General features: G+C 66.3%; 16 protein-coding genes. 8 read left to right on the top strand and 8 right to left on the bottom strand.

Features of this window, described 5'->3' with window-relative positions:
• Positions 1-43 precede the first annotated feature (43 nt).
• Positions 44-550, top strand: a complete 507-nt coding sequence (locus tag NA5_RS14135) for a VOC family protein (RefSeq protein WP_062985955.1) — start codon at positions 44-46, stop codon at positions 548-550.
• Positions 547-1,347 (top strand): MerR family transcriptional regulator, encoded by an 801-nt coding sequence (locus tag NA5_RS14130; protein ID WP_062985883.1) that lies wholly within the window; start codon positions 547-549, stop codon positions 1,345-1,347. The genes NA5_RS14135 and NA5_RS14130 overlap by 4 nt, the downstream gene beginning before the upstream one ends.
• Positions 1,348-1,396: 49 nt before the next feature.
• Here NA5_RS14130 and NA5_RS14125 read toward each other — a convergent pair whose 3' ends face one another.
• The gene (locus NA5_RS14125; RefSeq protein ID WP_062985881.1) at positions 1,397-2,425 is read right to left on the bottom strand and encodes an AraC family transcriptional regulator; all 1,029 of its coding nucleotides are present in this window, start codon (positions 2,423-2,425) and stop codon (positions 1,397-1,399) included.
• Positions 2,426-2,568: 143 nt separating this feature from the next.
• On the opposite strand from NA5_RS14125, the gene NA5_RS14120 reads away from it, so the two are divergent.
• Complete coding sequence (locus NA5_RS14120; protein ID WP_062985878.1) at positions 2,569-4,113, top strand: aldehyde dehydrogenase family protein; 1,545 nt, start codon at positions 2,569-2,571, stop codon at positions 4,111-4,113.
• Here NA5_RS14120 and NA5_RS14115 read toward each other — a convergent pair.
• Positions 4,093-4,767, bottom strand: coding sequence for a formylglycine-generating enzyme family protein (locus NA5_RS14115; RefSeq protein ID WP_084484110.1), 675 nt, complete (start codon positions 4,765-4,767; stop codon positions 4,093-4,095). The two genes, NA5_RS14120 and NA5_RS14115, sit on opposite strands and share 21 nt — an antisense overlap.
• 247 nt (positions 4,768-5,014) lie before the next feature.
• Between NA5_RS14115 and NA5_RS14110 the strand changes: the two genes are divergently transcribed.
• Positions 5,015-5,680, top strand: a complete 666-nt coding sequence (locus NA5_RS14110) for a class I SAM-dependent methyltransferase (RefSeq protein WP_063813366.1) — start codon at positions 5,015-5,017, stop codon at positions 5,678-5,680.
• Here the strand turns inward: NA5_RS14110 and NA5_RS14105 are convergent.
• From NA5_RS14105 to NA5_RS14085, 5 genes are read right to left on the bottom strand one after another with little or no spacing between them, the layout of a single operon-like run.
• Positions 5,677-6,306 (bottom strand): TetR/AcrR family transcriptional regulator, encoded by a 630-nt coding sequence (locus tag NA5_RS14105; RefSeq protein ID WP_245672226.1) that lies wholly within the window; start codon positions 6,304-6,306, stop codon positions 5,677-5,679. The genes NA5_RS14110 and NA5_RS14105 overlap by 4 nt on opposite strands.
• Positions 6,307-6,341: 35 nt before the next feature.
• A complete protein-coding gene (locus tag NA5_RS14100; protein ID WP_062985872.1) occupies positions 6,342-7,877 on the bottom strand; it encodes a flavin-containing monooxygenase in 1,536 nt (511 codons plus the stop codon).
• The gene (locus NA5_RS14095) at positions 7,874-8,731 is read right to left on the bottom strand and encodes an SDR family NAD(P)-dependent oxidoreductase (protein WP_062985870.1); all 858 of its coding nucleotides are present in this window, start codon (positions 8,729-8,731) and stop codon (positions 7,874-7,876) included. The genes NA5_RS14100 and NA5_RS14095 overlap by 4 nt, the downstream gene beginning before the upstream one ends.
• Entirely contained in the window at positions 8,715-9,623 is a 909-nt protein-coding gene (locus tag NA5_RS14090; RefSeq protein ID WP_245672225.1) for an alpha/beta fold hydrolase, read from the bottom strand. The genes NA5_RS14095 and NA5_RS14090 overlap by 17 nt, the downstream gene beginning before the upstream one ends.
• A 22-nt stretch (positions 9,624-9,645) precedes the next feature.
• Entirely contained in the window at positions 9,646-11,004 is a 1,359-nt protein-coding gene (locus NA5_RS14085; protein ID WP_062985866.1) for a cytochrome P450, read from the bottom strand.
• Between the two features lie 143 nt (positions 11,005-11,147).
• Between NA5_RS14085 and NA5_RS14080 the strand changes: the two genes are divergently transcribed.
• Positions 11,148-12,785 carry a carboxylesterase/lipase family protein gene (locus NA5_RS14080; protein ID WP_157110399.1) on the top strand — a complete coding sequence of 546 codons (1,638 nt, stop codon included), beginning with the start codon at positions 11,148-11,150 and terminating at the stop codon, positions 12,783-12,785.
• 15 nt (positions 12,786-12,800) lie between these two features.
• On the opposite strand, the gene lexA is transcribed toward NA5_RS14080, so the two are convergent.
• On the bottom strand, positions 12,801-13,511 hold the full coding sequence (gene lexA / locus NA5_RS14075) for a transcriptional repressor LexA (protein ID WP_062985862.1): 711 nt from the start codon (positions 13,509-13,511) through the stop codon (positions 12,801-12,803).
• Positions 13,512-13,739: 228 nt separating this feature from the next.
• Between lexA and NA5_RS14070 the strand changes: the two genes are divergently transcribed.
• From NA5_RS14070 to nrdR, 3 genes are all read left to right on the top strand, one after another.
• Complete coding sequence (locus NA5_RS14070) at positions 13,740-14,180, top strand: hypothetical protein (protein ID WP_157110398.1); 441 nt, start codon at positions 13,740-13,742, stop codon at positions 14,178-14,180.
• 152 nt (positions 14,181-14,332) lie between these two features.
• Positions 14,333-15,586: a hypothetical protein gene (locus NA5_RS14065; RefSeq protein WP_062985858.1), complete on the top strand. Its 1,254-nt coding sequence runs from the start codon at positions 14,333-14,335 to the stop codon at positions 15,584-15,586.
• A gap of 172 nt (positions 15,587-15,758) precedes the next feature.
• Positions 15,759-16,235 carry a transcriptional regulator NrdR gene (gene nrdR / locus NA5_RS14060; protein ID WP_062985856.1) on the top strand — a complete coding sequence of 159 codons (477 nt, stop codon included), beginning with the start codon at positions 15,759-15,761 and terminating at the stop codon, positions 16,233-16,235.
• Positions 16,236-16,361 lie beyond the last annotated feature (126 nt).

Here is a 16,361-nt window from a genome sequence, read left to right as displayed (position 1 = left end):
CGTGATTTGACCCTGACGTTACGTCAGGCTCGACGATGTGCCGGTGAGCGAAAATTACCCAGCATTCGATATCAGTCCGGTTCCCGTACCGGGCCCCGACGCCGTGCCGCCGGAGCTTTTCCGCGGCATCTACGGGATGCCGATGTTCGTCACGGTGCCGACGGCCGATCTGGCCGCGTCGGTGGACTTCTGGACGCGCGGTCTCGGCTTCTTCGACCTGTTCTCCGTCCCCGGTCGAATCACCCACCTGCGGCGCTGGGCATTCCAGGATGTCCTGCTCGTAACCGCTGACCAGGCCGCGGCGGCAACCGAGTTGAGCGTGAGCTTCGCTTGCGTGCTGGGCCAGCTCGACGAGATCGCGGCCGCGTGTGAGCAACTGCTGCCCGGTTGCACGTCGGGGCCGCGGCCGATGCCGTGGACTACGGTGGATCTGGAGGTCCGCACGCCGGACAACACACGGGTGATCATGACCGCGGCGCGACCGTACGATCCGAACAGTCCCGAGGCCGAGCACTTGCGGTCCATCGGGATCGAGGCGCCGCGAGCATGAGCGTGCCTGTCAAACTGGACGGTGTGACCGATCAGGCCGATGCCGGTCGCACCGTCGGGGCGGCCGCCGCGCAAATGGGTGTCACGATCCGAACGCTTCATCACTGGGACGCGATCGGACTCGTGTGCCCGACCGAGCGCACCGAGGCGGGGTACCGGCTCTATACGAGCGCGGACCTCGCCCGCATCCAGCGCGTGCTCCTCTACCGTGAGCTGGGCGTACCCCTCGATGAGATCAAGACGGTCCTGGACGCACCTGCCGATGCGACCTCGTCGCTGCGCCGCCAGCGCGACGAGCTCCGCGAGCGCGCCGCCCGCCTGCAACAGATGGCCGATGGCATGGACCGCATGATCGAAGCCAGAGAGTCCGGAATCCTGCTCTCCGCGGAGGAACAGGTCGAGATCTTCGGGGAGCACTGGCAACCCAATTGGACCGCGGAAGCCCACGACCGTTGGGGTGACACCGCCCAGTGGGCCCAGTACGCCGAACGCGCCGCGCAAAGAACCGCCGAGGACTGGCAACAGATCGCCGCCACCGTCGACGCACTCAACACCGACCTGGCCGCCGCCTACCGCGCCGGAGTACTCCCGGGCAGCGCCGATGCCAACGCCCTCGCCGAACGCCACCGAGCCTCCATCAACACCTACTTCGATTGCACCCCCGCCATGCACCTCTGCATAGCCAACACCTACGTGACCAACCCCGCCTACACCACCTTCTACAACACTCTCGCCCCCGGCCTGACCCCCTGGCTCTGCGCCATCATCCACGCCAACGCCGAGGCGAGAATGCACTGAGGTAAGTCCGCTCTCGACGTTCGCCGCCACCAGCGCATGATCGAGGGGATCACCTGGTTCCCACGAGGGGGGTGCGGGCTCGGAATTCCTGGGGTGGGCAGCCTTGCCAGCGGCGGAATGCGCGGATGAAGGATGCGGCCTCGGCGTAGCCGAGGCGGGCGGCGACCTGTTCGGTGGTCATATCGGTATGGCTGAGCAGTTCCTCCGACATCATCTGGCGGACTTCGTCGAGCAGGTTGCGGAAGGAGGTGCCCTCATCGCGCAGGCGGCGAGACAGCGTGCGCGGGCTGATGAAAAGCGCTGCGGCGACGGCGATTTGGTCCGGAATCTCACCGGGATTGCGGACCAGCAGGTCACGCACCGCACCGGCGACACCGCTGCGGGCGCGGCGCGCGGTGAGCAGATCGCGGCACAGTTGTTCGCATGTCCCGCGCGCCCATTCGTTGGCCTGCGGCAGCGCGACATCGAGATAGGCACTGTCGAAGGCCAATTCGTTGACCGCCGCGTCGAATTCCGGCTCGACACCGAAGACGTTGCGGTAGCGGGTCGTATCCGCCGGAGCCCGATGGCGGAAGCTGATCCGGGTGACGGGCACACCAGCGGAGAACCGCTCCCGGCCGATGGACTGGATACCGGTGATGACGCGCTCGGTCAGAAAGGCGCGCACATCCTCCGGTATCTCCGAATCGTCGAAGATGAGCCGCGACTCGGCCGGTCCCTCATCGAAGATCAACCGGCCGAAGACCAAGGCCAGATCGACATAGCGCAGTGAAACCTCGATCACCTCGCGCACCGTACGACTGCTCAGCAGCGCCAGCCCCCACGGCCCGTACAGCGATAAGCGATATCGGTTCCCGGCCTCGACACCCAGTCCCGGTTCAGCGCCGAATCGCGCGAGCAGATTCCGCATGACGCGCACCTCTTGACGTGCCGTCACCTCGGCATCGGGATCGCGCACCGCATCGGGTACCAGTCTCGTGCCCGCGAGACAGGCTTCCGGCGACATGCCGCGTTCCTGCGCCAATTGCATCAGCACATGCACGCTGGAGGTAGTTCGCAGTAGATCCCAATCGAACACTGAACTGCATCCTCGTCGAAGCCGGTCCCGTCTTGCTATTGGCGGAACGTATCAATCATTTCTTCCCCATCGCAGGAAAATCGGAACACCCGGTGCCACGGCGGCGGAAATGCCACGCTGGAGGGCGAGGCACAGCACAGGAGGTGAGCCGGGTGAGTACGGCGCAACAGCGGGTCGAGATCGAGGTACACAATCCGGCCGACGGTAGCGTGACCGGCCGGGTACCCGAAGAATCGAGTGCGGCGGTGGCCGCGACGGTGCGCGAATTGCGACTGTTCCAGCCGGAATGGGAGGCGATTGGTCCGAATAGGCGCGCCGAATGGCTGTTTCGGCTGCAGGATTGGCTGATCGATAATGCCGACGAGCTCACCGATGTGGTCCAGTCCGAAACCGGCAAGACCCGCTACGACGCGGAGATAGAGGTGCCCGCCGCGGTCAACCTGATCAAATACTGGGCGCGCAATGCGGCGAAATTCCTGCTCGACGAGCACCCGGCTCCGCACAGTCCGCTCGGCCGGACCAAGCGACTGATCAAGACCTATCGGCCGCATCCGGTTGTCGGGATCATTACGCCGTGGAACTTTCCGCTGCTCAACGTGTGCTTCGACGCGCTGCCCGCGCTGATGGCCGGGGCCGCCGTGCTGGTCAAGCCGTCGGAGGTCACGCCGTTGAGTGCGGTCGCGCTGGCGCGAGGGTGGGCCGAGATCGGTGCGCCGCCGATCTTCGCGGTCGCGACCGGGCGCGGCGATACCGGACGCGCGGTGGTCGAGGCGGTCGATTATGTGCAGTTCACCGGGTCGACCAAGACCGGTAAGGCGATCGCCGCCGCCTGCGGCGCGACCCTGACCCCGTACAGTCTGGAACTCGGCGGCAAGGATCCGGCGATCGTGCTCGGGGACGCCGATATCGAGCGGGCAGCGGCGGGCATCGCCTATGGCGGGTTGTTCAATTCCGGGCAGGTCTGTGTGTCGATCGAGCGAGTGTATGTCGAGGCGCCGGTCTACGACGAGTTCATAACCAGCCTGACCGAAAAGGTGCGCGCGTTGCGGCAGGGCCACGATGGGCGCGGATTCGGCTTCGATATCGGCGCGATGGCGACCGCGGCGCAGCGCGATATCGTGGCACGTCACGTCGAAGAGGCGGTGGCCGCGGGCGCGCGGATCACCACCGGCGGCAAGGCGACCGGGGTTGGCACCTTCTTCGAACCGACCGTGCTGGTGGATGTGGACCATTCGATGGCTTGCATCACCGAGGAGACATTCGGTCCGACGATTCCGGTGCTGAAGGTCGCCGACGAGGACGAGGCGGTGCGCCTGGCCAACGATTCGGTCTACGGTCTCTCGGCCACGGTGTGGACCGGAGACCGCAAGCGCGGCGAGCGAGTGGCGCGGCGGCTGGAAGCGGGTGCGGTCAATATCAACGACGCCTTCGCGAATCTGTTCAGCTTCGCACTGCCGATGGGCGGGTGGAAGGATTCCGGGGTCGGTGCGCGCTGGGGCGGTGCCGCCGGAATCCGGAAATACTGTCGCCAGCAAGCGATTACGGTGCCGCGTGGACCGGCGATGAAGCGCGAGTTGACCTGGTATCCGGCCTCACGTGCGCGCGTGCGGGTGGTCGCCGGATTGATGCGCGCGCTCGACGCTCGCGGCAGGCGCAAGTTGCCGAAGTTATTGGGCGGCAGGCGATAAGGCATCGGCCGAACCGGAAATCGAACGCGCGACACGGAATCCGACATCGTCGATCCGGTAGGTCGGATGGCTGCGCCGTCGCACCGAGGCACGGCAACTCCACTTCTCATCGGACCAGCCGCCGCCGCGCAGCACCCGATACGAGTCGTACACCTCGGCGTCGTAGATGTCCCAGCACCAATCCCATACATTGCCGAGCATGTCGTACAGGCCCCATGCGTTGGGAAGCTTGCCACCGACCTCGTGCACATGCTCCGCGGAATTCCCGCGATACCAGGCGATTTCGTCGAGCTCACCGTATCGCGGTCCCGAAGTGCCCGCCCGGCACGCGTACTCCCACTCGGCCTCGGTCGGCAGCCGATACCCGTCGCTGTCGGCATCCCACTCGACCTCGTCGTCGTGCACGCGATACGCGGGCGGCAAACCCGCATTCAGTGACAAGCCATTGCAGAACCGGACCGCATCGAACCACGAGACACCCTCGACCGGCAGCCGATCACCCCGAGCCGCACTCGGCACGGTACCGGTGACCTGCTCATACTGCGACTGAGTAATCGAAAACGAAGCCAACCGAAACGCCGCCACCTCGACCACCCAACTGCGCTGGGTCCGCCGATCCGACAGCGTCACCCGCCCCGCGGGCAGCGCGACCATCTCGATTTCCGCAGGCACAGCTAGCCGATGGTAATGCATGGGTATCGCCGCGCGTTATCCGGCGCCGTCGCGGTGTGCCGGAGTCGGCCGTCGTCGTGGGAAGCGGTGTCGCCCAACACCGTTGACGTGCATCAGTGGCATCCGCCACGCCGCCGCACCGACGAAACGGAGCGTGTCGGCGAAAGTCTTGGCGCGCCGATGACCTCCGGCCTAGCCTGGACTCCCACCGCGCGAAGAGGAGACCACCGTGCCCGACGTCCGTGAAGTGTGGCAGAGCCGAGCCTGGGGGAATCTCGGGGCGCCGGTGTACGACTTCGTGCTCGACCATCCGCGGCTTGCCAGGCCCGCCGGACAGGTGATGTGGGGCTGCGATACCCGCCGGATGTATGCGGCGATGCAGGTGGTCAATCAGCTGCCGGAAGGTTCCGCACTGCTGGACCTGCCGGTCGGCGGTGGCGTAACCCTGCGTCGGCTCGAACCCGGTCGCAAGCTCCGCTATGTAGCGGTGGATATTTCCGATGACCAGTTGGCGGCGGCGCGTCGCGCGGCCGAGCGCGCCGGTCTGTCCGATATCGACTATGTGCGCGCGGATGTGGTCGATCTGCCGTTCGCAACCGGCGAATTCGATCTGGTGGTGAGTTTCGCCGGCCTGCACTGTATGCCGGATCCGGCCGCCGCGGTCGGCTCGCTCGCCCGCGTGCTCGCACCGGGTGGACGGCTGGTCGGCAGTTGCGTGGTGCGCGGGGTGCGGCCGCGTTTCGACCTGCACATGCGGGTGATGCGGACGATGGGCGTATTCGGACCGTCCGGTACCGCGGCCGAGCTGTCCGGCTGGATCGCCGCGGCGGGTCTGCGCGAGATCGAGCTGGTGCGCAATGGCGCGCTGGCGCAGTTCACGGCCGTGAAGGACTAGCGTCCCTGCTCGTAGCGCGGGCCGACAAGAGCGATGGCGGTATCGACCGCGACGTCGATGATGTCGCGGATATCCTTGCCCTCTTCCACCGTGGAGGCGATCAGCTCGCGGAACCCGCCGTAAAGGATGGTCGCCATCTGACGAGTCGGCGGATGCAGCCCGGGCGCCTCGAACTCCGGTGTGGCGGTGAGGCTTTGGATCAGATCGACGAAGGCCTCGGCCGCGTCGTGGTAGACCTGGCGAGCGGCCTCGCCGAGCGCGGGGGTGTCCCGAATCCAGGCCAGGGTGATCGTGGTGTCCTGATCGGATGCGTGGATCCAGGCCTCGATGGCCTGCCGGACCTGGGTGCGCCACGGCGCGGCCGGGTCGACGGCGTCGTAGATCTGCTGGATCGTCTCACTGTTCCGCTCGGAGAGCAGCGCGATGAAGCAGTCCTGTTTGCTCTCGAAATGTTCGTAGAACGTGCGGCGAGAGGTGCGCGCGTTGCGCACCACATCGGCCACCGTCGTTTCGCGATAACCGCGATCGCGCACCGACTCGGCCATCGCATCGAGGAGCCGACGCCGGAATGCGGATTCCGGCGTGCCCTCGGTGGCGGTACTGGCGGCGGGCTCGGCACGGGTCACGAGAATCAGGTTAGTTCGCCCCGCCGCCACCGCGATCATGACCTCACACGCACTGGAACATGGTCGGGTGCGGCAGCCCGGCTCGCGAACCGGATGGTGCCGTCCTCGATCCGCCCGTGGCGCAGTGCGAGCACATCGTGGGCATAGTTCATACCCAATCGCCACGGCCGTCGCGACCCGGCCCTGGGAAAGTGGTCGATGGAACGCTGGACGTAGCCGGATTGGAAATTCAGCAGCGGCTCGGTGGCGATGCTCGGATCCGGCCACGGCGTGCACTGGTCGTAGCCGTTGTCGTCCATATGCCGCAGCAACCGGCACACGAATTCGCCCACCAGATCGGCCTTCAATGTCCAGGACGCATTGGTGTAGCCGATGGTGAAGGCGAAATTGGGGACGCCGCTCAGCATCATCCCCTTATAGGCCATGGTGTCGGGCAGTGGTACAGCACGGCCGTCGACACTGAATTCGATTCCGCCGAAGGCGAGCAATTGCAGGCCGGTGGCCGTCACCACGATATCGGCGGGAAGGTCGGTGCCCGAGGCCAGCCGCAGGCCGTCGGCGGTGAACTTCTCGATCCGGTCGGTCACGACGGCGGCGCGCCCGCTCTGGATCGCCTGGAACAGATCCCCGTCCGGCACCAGACAGAGTCGTTGGTCCCAGGGGTTGTAGGTCGGTTTGAAGTGGACGTCCACCTCGTATCCGGTCGGCAGTTGAGCGGCCGTCTGCTTGCGGATGAACTCGCGCATCATGCGGGGACGTCGCTGGCTGAGTTGGTAGATGAGCGTGCCGATCAGCACGTTCTTCCAGCGGGTGATCGTATAGGCCCGGCGGGGCCCGAGCCGTTCGCGCAGGCGGATCGCCACCGCGTCCTCGGTCGGCACGGACATGATGTAGGTGGGGGAGCGCTGCAGCATGGTCACCCGCGCAGCCGTCTCGGCCATGGCCGGAACCAGCGTCACCGCGGTGGCACCGCTGCCGATCACGACGACTCGCTTACCCGCATAGTCCAGGTCGGCGGGCCACTGCTGCGGATGCACGAGTTGGCCACGGAAATCTTCGATTCCGGCGAATTCTGGGGTATAGCCCTGGTCGTAGCGGTAGTAGCCGCTGCATACATACAGGAAGCCGCAGGTGAATGTCGAGGTGGCACCATCGTGTTCGGCCGTCACCGTCCATTGCGCTGCTTCGGTCGACCAGGACGCCCCGATGACCTTGTGCCCGAATCGAATTCGTCGATCGATACCAGCGTCGGCCGCCGTGTCACGGATGTAGTCGAGGATCGATGGCCCGTCGGCGATTGCCGCGGCCTGTGTCCACGGGCGGAAACGGTAACCGAGGGTATGCATATCGGAATCCGAACGCACCCCCGGATAGCGGAACAGATCCCAGGTGCCGCCGATTGCCGTGCGCGCCTCCAGAATTGCGTAGCTGCGCTTCGGGAAGGCCGTCTGCAGATGGTGTGCCGCGCCGATGCCGGACAGGCCGGCGCCGACGATCAGCACATCGAAATGCTCGGACCCACCTGTCTCTCGGCGGCCACCCGTCGTCGAATCGTCGCGCGATGCGCTCATGCTGTCACTCCCGCGTTCGCGCGGGCGCGCAGCCGTCGCTCCAGTACCGAGAATATGTCGTAGTAGTGCGTCGGCGCGACGCGTGCGAGCGCATCGAAGACGTAGGCGTCCGGCCCGACCAGGATGCGAGACTTCCCGCGCTCGACGCCGCGACAGATGATTTCGGCCGCCTTGTCCGGTGAGGTCATCGTGATCGCCTCGAATTCCGCCGCCATCTGCTCGTGCGAGCGGCCGCGCCCCTCGGGATCCTTGCGCACCCGAGCATTGCGCGCGATGTTGGTGGTGATACCGCCGGGGTGCACATTCACCGCGGACACTCCCGTGCCCCGAAGTTCCTGGCGCAGTGCGTCGGTGAAGCCGCGCACCGCGAATTTCGCGGCGCAGTAGGCACTTTGATTTGGCATGCCGAGCAGTCCGAATACGCTGGAGGTATTCACGATGGTGCCCTGGTTCTGTTCGACCAGGATGGGCAGAAACGCACGGGTGCCATTGACCACACCGTCGAAGTTGATCTGCCGCAACCATTCATCGTCTTCCGGAACCGCGTCGAGCACAGACGAGCTCACCGCCACACCGGCATTGTTGAATACCGCCGCCAACGGCTCGGTCAGCCAGTCCTCGACCTCGGCGGCGAAGGCGAGTTGATCGGCGGCGTCGCGCACATCGAGCACCCGGACGAGCACCGGGCCGGTGAGTGTGGCGGCCGTCTGCTTCAAGCCGACCTCGTCGATATCGGCGATGGCCACGGGCGACCCACGGCGGGAAAGTAATTGGGCGAGACTGCGGCCGATGCCGGAGGCGGCGCCGGTGATCATGACGGGATGGCCGGACAGCGGCCTAGCGGTGCGGGGCATCGGTGCTCCTGGCGGTGCGGATATGGGTGTCGATGAGATCGGTGAGTGTCGGCCGGACGCCGATGGGCAGGTCATGGCCCATGCCGGGCAGGATGTGCAGGCGCGCACCCGCAATGGCGCTCGCCGTGACGGTGCCGCCGGTCGGATTCACCATCAGATCGCGGTCACCGTGCAGAATCAGCGTGGGGGCGATGACCGCGGCGAGTTCCGCTGTGCGGTCACCGGATTTGAGGACGCCCGCGAGCTGGCGCCCGACGCCCGGTGCCGGATGGGGATCGCGGTCCCAGGTTGTCGCGGCCGCGGCGCGCACCGCCTCCTCGTCGAACGGATAGCCGTGCGAGCAGATGTGGCGGTACATGCGCACCGAGTGTTCGATGTGTTCGGCACGCGTTCGGGCCGGTCGGCCGAACATCAACCGCCACGTCGACAGCGCAGGACGCCCGACCCGCGCCGCACCCGTGGTCGACATGATCGAGGTCAGCGAGGCGACCCGGGCCGGATAGCGGGCAGCGACGGTCTGCGCGATCATCCCGCCGAGCGACATCCCGACCACATGCGCGCAGCTCAGCTCCAGCGCATCGAGTAGCCCCACGGTGTCGGCGGCCATATCCGAGATGTCGTATTGCGCTGTGAGCCAACGCTTTCGCAGGAAATCGAGCGGACCAGGCGGCGGGAAGCCGAAGTGCGTCGACTTGCCGACATCGCGGTTGTCGAAGCGAATGACTTCGTAGCCGCGTGCGACGAGGAGTTCACAGAGACCGTCGGGCCAGTCGTGCAGTTGTTGCCCGAGTCCGGCGACGAGCAGCAGCGGAGTGCCGCCTTCCCCCAGGCGCTCGTAGGCGAGTGTGACGCCGTGCCCGACATCGGCGAATTGCTCGCGCCCGCCCGTCACCTGACCACCCCTCATCGAATCGCTATGCGATGCTGTGCTCATCGGTTACCTGTTCGGCTCTGGCCTCGGCCGTAATGGGCCGGGGCGCGCGGCGATACACCACGGCGCGGCCCTTCTTCGCGGGCACCAGCGCGACACCGCGGAAGTGCGTGCGCTCATCCGGGGCGGCGGTCGGTTCGAGCGTGAAATCCCGTAGCAGCGTGCGCAATACGACGTTCATCTCCATGGTGGCGAAGGCCGCGCCGATGCAGCGCCGGGCCCCGCCGCCGAATGGAATCCAGCTGAAGGTGCCCGGCCGGACACCGACGAAACGATCCGGATCGAAGGTGCGGGCGTTCGGGAACAGTTCCTCATTGTCGTGCATGAGGCGAATGCTGATCAGCACATTCTGTCCCTCGGGCAGGGTCCACCGACCCAACTGCATCGACTCCGCACGGATCTTGCGGACCGTCGAATCGATGACCGGACGCACCCGCTGCACCTCCAGCAGGGTGGCCTCGCGCAGTGCCGAACCGCCCTCGTCCACCTCGGCGACCAAGCGCCGCAACACTTCCGGATGTCTGCGCAAACGCTCGATGGTCCACGACAGTGTGGTCGCCGTGGTCTCGTGGCCCGCGGTGAGCAGGGTGAGCAGTTCGTCGGCGATCTCGCTGCGGGTCATCGCGGTGCCGTCGTCGTAGCGGGCCTGCAACATCATTGCCAGCACATCGTCGCGGTCGGCGAGGTGCTCGTCGGCGGCGGCGCGGTCGATGAGTCTGCCGACGATTTCGTCGTAGTTGCGGCGGTGTGTGGCGAAGCGGGCCCATGGGCCATACTGCCCCAAGAACTTTCGCGGCACCGGCAGTGCCGCGAGCGCCGACCCGACCAGCACCAGTTTCGGTAGCAGCTCGCGCAGTTCGTCGAATTCCTTGCCTTCGGCGCCGAATACGGCGCGCAGGATCACATTCAGGGTGATCCGCATCATCGAATCCATCGTCGCGAACTCCCGGCCCTGCGGCCAGGTGGCCAGTTCGCGCACCGTCTCCTCCTCGATCAGCGTCTCGTAGACCGCGAGGCGACGACCGTGGAACGGCGGAGTCAGCAATTTGCGCTGCTTGCGGTGTTCGGCGCCGCGCAGCGAGAACAGTGAGCCGGGACCGAGGAACTGGCCGAGATTGACATCGATGTTGTCGGCCACATCGGAGCTGGCGGTGAACAGCGCCTTCACCTCGGCCGGTTCGGATAGCACCACCATCCGCCCGAAGCGCGGTAGATAGACCGTGAACGCCGAGCCGTAGCGCCGGTGCAATCTGCGCCATGCGCGGGTGCGGCCCGCCAACACCTCGATGGCCTGTACGAAGGCCGGAGTTGTAGGCCCGTCGGGCAATTCCACCGTGGTCATGCGGCACCTCCCAGCGTGGTACATCCGTGTACCACCAGTACGGTACGCGCATGTACCGAGGTGTGGCAAGGGTCACTTTCGGAATTGCCGCCCACTTCAGCGATGCGGATGGTTAGCGTGAGCGCGTGCGCAAGCATCGTTGGATGACAACGGGACGCCGGGTACGCGGCCCGTATGAGCTGCGCGGATTGCCTGATCGGATGGCAGCACGGGGCTGGGTCGCGATCCTGGCGTCGGTCATCGTGCTGATCGGCGTTGCCGGACCGACTCCCGCCCAGCCGGTCGCCGCCGATCTCGTCATCGTCGAGACCGGTCAGTTGCGCGGCACGGTGGCCGCCGAGCATCGGTTGTTCGCGGGCATCCCCTACGCGGCCCCGCCGGTCGGCGAGTTGCGCTGGCGGCCACCGGCTCCGGCCGCACCGTGGCCCGGCATTCGGGATGCGACCGTGGCCGGGCCGAGCTGCCCGCAGGACAACGACTTTTTCGGGGTGGTCGGTGCCAACCCGACGAAGTCGGAAGACTGCCTGTATCTGAACGTTTCGACGCCGCGCGAGCTGCCCATCGACGGTGCTGGACTACCGGTGCTGGTGTGGATCCACGGCGGCAGTTTCGTCACCGGCTCGGGTGACGTTTACGGCGCCGAGCCGCTGATCGCGCACGGTGACGGTGACCTGATCGTGGTCACGATCAACTACCGGCTCGGCACGCTCGGCTATCTCGCCGCCTCGGCGCTCGACGACGGTTCCGGTCCCGGCAATTACGGATATCTGGATCAGCAGGCCGCTTTGCGCTGGGTCCGGCGCAATATCGCGGCATTCGGTGGTGATCCGGACCGCGTGACGCTGGCGGGGGAGTCGGCGGGTGCGACATCGGTATGCACTCAGCTGGCCGCACCGAGCTCGCGCGGGCTGTTCCGGGCCGCGATCATGGAGAGCGGACCGTGCAGCGCCGGTGTGCCTGCCTCGACGGCGGTGGCCGATGGTGACGCATACGCCGCACGGCTCGGATGCGCCGGACCCGGCACCGCGGCGTGCCTGCGCGCGCTGCCGGTGGACACGTTGGTGAATGATTCCATCACCGCAACGGTATTCGGGGGCCAGTTCCTGCCGTCCGGACCACGGGCGGCCGTGCGCGACGGTGCCTTCGCCGACGTGCCCACGCTCGTCGGTGCGAACAACGACGAGATGTCGCTCTGGGTGTACATGAAATACGGTGTGCCCCTTGGTAAACCGCTGACTGCCGCCGGATACCGCGACGCACTGGCCGCCGCCATGCCCGACCTGACGTCGGAACAACTCGACCGCGTCGAACAGACCTATCCGGTCGCCGCCTATCCGGAGCCCGCACTCGCACTGTCGCGCGCCTGGACCGACCGCATCCTCACCATGCTGGTGGTCGAATACGACGGGCTCGGTCCGCGCACGCCCACCTACACCTATTCCTTCGACGATCCGGCGCCGCTCGGCCCACCGAATATCTTCCCGCTGGGCGCATACCACGCCAGCGAACTGGCATCACTGTGGAGCCTGCGCGACCTCGGCTGGCTCTACGGCGCCGTGCAGACACCGGACCAGCAGCGCCTCGCCGCCGAAATGCGAAGGTACTGGGCCCGATTCACCATTGCTGCGCGACCGGATCCGGCCGGTCTCGAACCGATACCAGCCTACGATCCGGCCGCGCCGCTCGTCATGTCCTTCCGGCCCAGCGGAAATCGGCTCATCGACACCTATGCCGCCGACCACCGAGCCGACTTCTGGGCGCCCATGCTGCCGCCGCTCTGAACCGTTCGACCGGGGTCAGATCTTGCGGATGACCGTGACGACCTTGCCGAGGATCCGCGCGTCATTACCGGGAATCGGTTCGAACAGCGGATTGTGCGGCATGAGCCAGACATCCTTACCGGTGCGCTTGAACGTCTTCACCGTCGCCTCGCCCTCGATCATCGCGGCCACGATATCGCCGTTATCGGCGACATTCTGCTGGCGCACGACCACCCAGTCGCCATCGCAGATCGCGGCGTCGACCATTGATTCACCGACGACCTTGAGCAGGAACAGCGAGCCGTCGCCGACCAGTTCGCGCGGCAGCGGGAAGACATCCTCCACTGCCTGCTCGGCCAGGATCGGACCACCGGCGGCGATCCGCCCCAGCACGGGCACGAAGGTCGGAACGGGCCGTCCGGTCTCGGCGTCCTCGGTGGTCGGCAGGTTGGTCACCGCGCGCACCGCCTCGTCGAGGCCCCGAACGTCTACGGCGCGTGGGCGATTCGGGTCGCGGCGCAGATAGCCCTTGCGTTCCAGGGTGCGCAGCTGATGTGCGACCGACGAGGTGGAGGTGAGTCCGACCGCATCGCCGATCTCGCGGATGCTCGGCGGGTAGCCGCGCTCGCTCACCGAGGTGCGGATGACTTCCAGGACCTTGCGCTGACGCACGGTGAGATCCGCCCCGGTACCGGACGGATCGTTGCCGACTCCGCTCTCGTCGCCCGTGTCGTCTGTGTGGCTCACCGCAACCGCCCTTCTATGTCCCCATTGATTTCGTTCTACGAATCTAGTCCGGTCACGCCGATGTATCAAACATCTGTTCGAGGCATGTCGGCGTTTTCTGCTGACTTTGTCGGTGCAGCGTGGTAGAAATCGAACACAAGTTCTTCGAACATTTGATCGAACAGCTACCCCACATCGTCTCGCGACATACCTGAGCACCCAATACACCCCTTCACGGAGGTTTGTCCGATGAGCACAGCGATCAGCGCCATGAGCACCGACCTCGAGGACGGGGCCGACGTCGATCTCGGCTTCGAATCCGTTCCGCGCGTGCAGCGCCCGCATCGCGGTGGTGTGCGCGCCCTGGAGGTCACGCGCGCCACGACGGATCGGCGTCCGCGCGACAGTCGGCCCGGTGGTGCGGTGGTGCGGTACGACCGCGGTTCCGTTCGAACGCCCGCATCACCTCGGGCGCGGGGGCCGTATCCGATGGAGCGGGTCGAACAGGCGCAGGTCGGCTACGCGGTGCTCGCCGTTGCCGCGTTGTTGAGCGCGCTGGTGGTGACGGCATTGATCGGGTTGGCGCATTGGCGCGCCGGAACTTTCGGCGGCGACACTCCGACGATGGCGCCCGCCGTGGTCGAGCGGCAGTCGGTTCCGGACGGTGTGGGAGTCGGTGTGCCGCGGTAGCTGGTCGAAAGCGGTTGTGGCGGATGGGGACCGGCCGATCCGCCAGGAAGCGTGGCCGAAATTGTCGATTGCAAACTAGAACATGTTGCTACTGTGCCTGAAAACGTGACCTAGGCAACTCTTGCCGACGAACGATTTCGGGACACCACGCAATGACGCATCGCTCCACCGCTGCACACGCCGTCCGTCTGCTTGCCCGGATCGCCGGGCTGCTGGCCTGTCTTATCTTCGGGCTCACCATGATTCCGGCCGCACAGGCGGCACCCGCATACCAGCCGTACCTGGATCTGCCCGCGCTCAACGGGGACGGTGCCGGTGGCGGTGGACTGAATCCCGCACTGCCCCTGGATGAATCGACCTTGCGTGCGGCGCTCGACCAGGCCAGGGCCGACGGGGTGGCACCGAGCCGCTATGCCACACTGCTGCACCAGTATTGGCTGGTGGTCTCGACCCGCAATGCGGATATCGACCTCGCGGCCTGGGTTCCTGCGCTCGGTGTGCGTGCCAACCAGCGCACCTTCAGTCAGGTGTACGTCAACTACTTCCGGCTGGCCAATCAACATCAGGAGTACTGGTGGGCGGGCCTGGCCGGAATCGCGGGCGGCTCCTTCGCCTCCGGCTTCTTCGATCTCGGCGATGTCGGGCTGGTGCTCGATGTGCCGGGCATCCATCAGCTCGGCGATGCGGTCGCCGACCTGTTGCGCGGCACCCCACCGGAATTGGTGGCCGAGGTGCCCGCCGACATCCGGCTGCTCGCCACCGAGGGTTCGCGCCTGAGCGCCGAGGATGTTGTCTGGTACCAGACCCGGCTGATGATCATGCAGAAGCACATCTTCACCGATCTGGTCCCGATGCACGAGGCCTATGCCGCACTGGGGATGGCCGGAATCGACGAAATGTATGCGGCCGGGGTGATCGATGCCGATATCCGCACCGCCTGGCAGTCGATCGATTCCCATACCCGCGACGGATATGTGGACGCGCTCATCCGCATGACCGATCGTGAGCAGAATCGCGTCATCGCCGACCAGTGGGATGTCACCTCGGCGGGCCGCGGCTCGATGGGCCGGGTCATGACCTATGTCAGCACGGTGGCCGGTAAGCCCGCGGTCCCTGGCGTCCGCGCACCAGGTGTCTTCGCACCTGCCACCGTGAGCGCGGATATCGCGGGACGCACCATTTCGCTACGGACCCCGTTGCCGGACTTCAACTGGGCCGACCGCGATACCCGCTGGACCTATATCACAGGCGATCTGGTGCTGCGACACATCGATATGGAAAGCAATCGACCGTTCGCCGAGGCGGTGCTCGGTGAATCGTTCTGGAGCAAGCTCGCGCACGGCCGGATGATCGCGCGCATCCCGGATCTGATCGCCGATCTGACGACGCAGTGGCAACTCGGCTGAGCGTTTCGACGGGGTAGTTGGGACGTGTGAGACAGTTGATGCCCCCTCCCGGGTATCCTGGACCTGATATGGACGTATCGGTCTAGACCCCTGTACACGTGCTCGCCGGATCGGGACTGGCGAACCGAGCCGATTCGGACGCGGGCGCGCGCATCGACGAAGGATCTCTCGGATGCATTGCCCCTACTGCCGACACCCCGACTCGCGGGTCGTCGACTCGCGTGAGGCCGAGGAAGGCGCGGCCATCCGCCGTCGGCGTTCCTGCCCGCAGTGTGGGAGACGATTCACCACCGTGGAGACCGCGATCCTATCGGTGGTCAAGCGCAGCGGCGTCACCGAACCGTTCTCCCGGGAGAAGGTCATCCGCGGTGTGCGCCGCGCCTGCCAGGGCCGCGAGGTCGCCGAAGACGCACTGAACCTGCTGGCCCAGCAGGTAGAGGACGCGGTGCGCGCCAAGGGGTCCCCCGAGGTGCCCAGCCACGAGGTCGGCCTGGCCATCCTCGGTCCGCTGCGCGATCTGGACGAGGTGGCCTACCTGCGTTTCGCCTCGGTCTACCGCTCCTTCACCTCCGCCGACGACTTCGAACGCGAAATCGCCGACCTGCGCAAGCACCGCGAGGAAGCGACGGTCACCGCCGCCGCCGACTGATCCAGCGGTCAGAGACAAATCCCTGGCGGGCACGAGCAGCCGAAGCTGCCCATCGCCTGCCCGGGACAGATGCTGACCGAACCGGTATCGAGCAGCCGAACCAACTGCCGCAGCACATCGCTGTCG

The organism is Nocardia anaemiae NBRC 100462, from assembly GCF_001612725.1.
GTDB lineage: Bacteria > Actinomycetota > Actinomycetes > Mycobacteriales > Mycobacteriaceae > Nocardia > Nocardia anaemiae.
This window is presented reverse-complemented; position numbering and strand designations above follow the sequence as displayed.

Coding starts and splice junctions, on each gene's coding strand:
- NA5_RS14085 (WP_062985866.1), bottom strand. CDS start 11,004: ATGACCACGGTGGAATTGCCCGACGGGCCTACAACTCCGGCCTTCGTA.
- NA5_RS14080 (WP_157110399.1), top strand. CDS start 11,148: ATGACAACGGGACGCCGGGTACGCGGCCCGTATGAGCTGCGCGGATTG.
- NA5_RS14065 (WP_062985858.1), top strand. CDS start 14,333: ATGACGCATCGCTCCACCGCTGCACACGCCGTCCGTCTGCTTGCCCGG.
- NA5_RS14070 (WP_157110398.1), top strand. CDS start 13,740: ATGAGCACAGCGATCAGCGCCATGAGCACCGACCTCGAGGACGGGGCC.
- NA5_RS14100 (WP_062985872.1), bottom strand. CDS start 7,877: ATGAGCGCATCGCGCGACGATTCGACGACGGGTGGCCGCCGAGAGACA.
- NA5_RS14115 (WP_084484110.1), bottom strand. CDS start 4,767: ATGGTCGCGCTGCCCGCGGGGCGGGTGACGCTGTCGGATCGGCGGACC.
- NA5_RS14095 (WP_062985870.1), bottom strand. CDS start 8,731: ATGCCCCGCACCGCTAGGCCGCTGTCCGGCCATCCCGTCATGATCACC.
- nrdR (WP_062985856.1), top strand. CDS start 15,759: ATGCATTGCCCCTACTGCCGACACCCCGACTCGCGGGTCGTCGACTCG.
- NA5_RS14130 (WP_062985883.1), top strand. CDS start 547: ATGAGCGTGCCTGTCAAACTGGACGGTGTGACCGATCAGGCCGATGCC.